General features: G+C 55.9%; 1 protein-coding gene and 1 pseudogene. Both read left to right on the plus strand.

All coding sequences use genetic code 11. The features are described from left to right. Positions 1-236: winged helix-turn-helix domain-containing protein (locus PA6_RS22190; RefSeq protein WP_021703196.1), on the plus strand; the 236-nt coding region annotated here is incomplete at its 5' end. Positions 237-238: 2 nt separating this feature from the next. Then, positions 239-1614: pseudogene (locus tag PA6_RS22195) on the plus strand (heavy metal sensor histidine kinase). Positions 1615-1639: the final 25 nt, after the last annotated feature.

Consider the following 1639-nt stretch of genomic DNA (forward strand, 5'->3'; position numbering starts at 1 on the left):
GAATTGACCTGACCGCGAAGGAGTTTTCACTGCTGGAACTGCTACTGCGCCGGCGCGGCGAGGTGCTCCCGAAGTCGCTGATTGCCTCTCAGGTTTGGGACATGAATTTCGACAGCGACACCAATGTCATTGAGGTTGCGGTACGCCGGCTACGCGCAAAAATCGATGACGATTTCGATCTCAAGCTGATTCATACCGCCCGCGGCATGGGATACATGATGGATGCTCCGGAGTGAATATGAAGCACCTTTCGCTGACCGCACGCATGAGCCTGATGTTCATGTCCGCGGTAATTGCAGTCCTGACGGTAGCAGGGCTGAGTTTCAATATGCTCAGCCAGCACCACTTCAAGATGCTGGATAGGCAGGCCCTGGTGGAGAAACTCGAATCCGCCAAACATATCCTCAACAATGCTCGCGGTGAAGCGAGCCTTTCGGAAGAATTACCGCAGTTGCGAGCTTTGCTGGGAGCCCATCAGGATCTGGCCGCCACTATCCTGGCCAGTGACGGTTCTGTACTGTTTTCCGACCCCAGAGCAGTCGAAGTACCTGAGCGTTTCAGACGTGCAAATGAGCAGAGCATGTGGGAGTGGCAGAACGGCCAACACATGTACCGTGGCATGACGGAGCAAATCTCGGTAGCCGATCAGGCTGAGCCGCTCACTGCGTTGCTGATTCTTGAGTCACCGATCACACACACTTTTTCGACACGCTGCAACGATGGTTTTGGATTGGATTGGTCATCAGCGCCCTGTTCAGTGCCGCACTCGGCTGGGTGGTTGCTCGCAGCGGCCTTAGGCCTCTGCGGCAAGTCACTCATGTGGCCTCCGGGATGTCCGCTCGCTCGTTACAGGAGCGAATCCCTCTCGAACCAGTGCCGCGGGAACTTCAGCAACTGGTTCTCTCCTTCAATGCGATGTTGGCTCGGCTAGAGGATGCCTTCGTTAGGCTCTCCAATTTTTCGGCCGACATTGCCCACGAGCTACGAACTCCAGTCAGCAATCTGATGACCCACACCGAGGTCGTGCTGAGTAAAAAACGCGATATCAATGCCTATGAGGAGAATCTGTACTCCAACCTGGAGGACTTGAAGCGCATGTCTCGGATGATTGATGACATGCTGTTCTTGGCCAAGGCTGATAATGGCCTGATCATCCCCGAGCAGGCCAGGATCGAACTGGCTGACGTAGTCTTCAAGCTGTTTGACTACTACCACCTTCTGGCCGAAGAGCGCGGCATTGAGCTATCGCTCACAGGCAAAGGCCAAGTGCTGGGAGATCGGCTGATGCTTGATCGCGCGCTATCCAACTTGCTGTCCAATGCGCTGCGCTACACGCCGGCGGGACAGACAATTTCGGTTCTGATCCGCGAGACAGAGGACTCCACTACCTTCAGTATCGAGAACCCAGGGGACACAATCAGCTCAGAGCATCTAGAGAAGCTCTTCGACCGCTTTTACCGGGTTGACCCCGCTCGGCGGGAGGGCAGCCCGAGCAACGCCGGGCTCGGGCTTGCAATCACCCGATCCATCATTGAGGCTCACAAAGGCCGCATCTGGTGCACCTCAGCGGCTAGCCTCACGGGCTTTCACATCGAATTGCCCCATCCCAGATAATGCCGGTCTGGCGGTAAGTAGGCTA

The sequence above is a fragment of the Aquipseudomonas alcaligenes NBRC 14159 genome (assembly GCF_000467105.1).
GTDB lineage: Bacteria > Pseudomonadota > Gammaproteobacteria > Pseudomonadales > Pseudomonadaceae > Aquipseudomonas > Aquipseudomonas alcaligenes.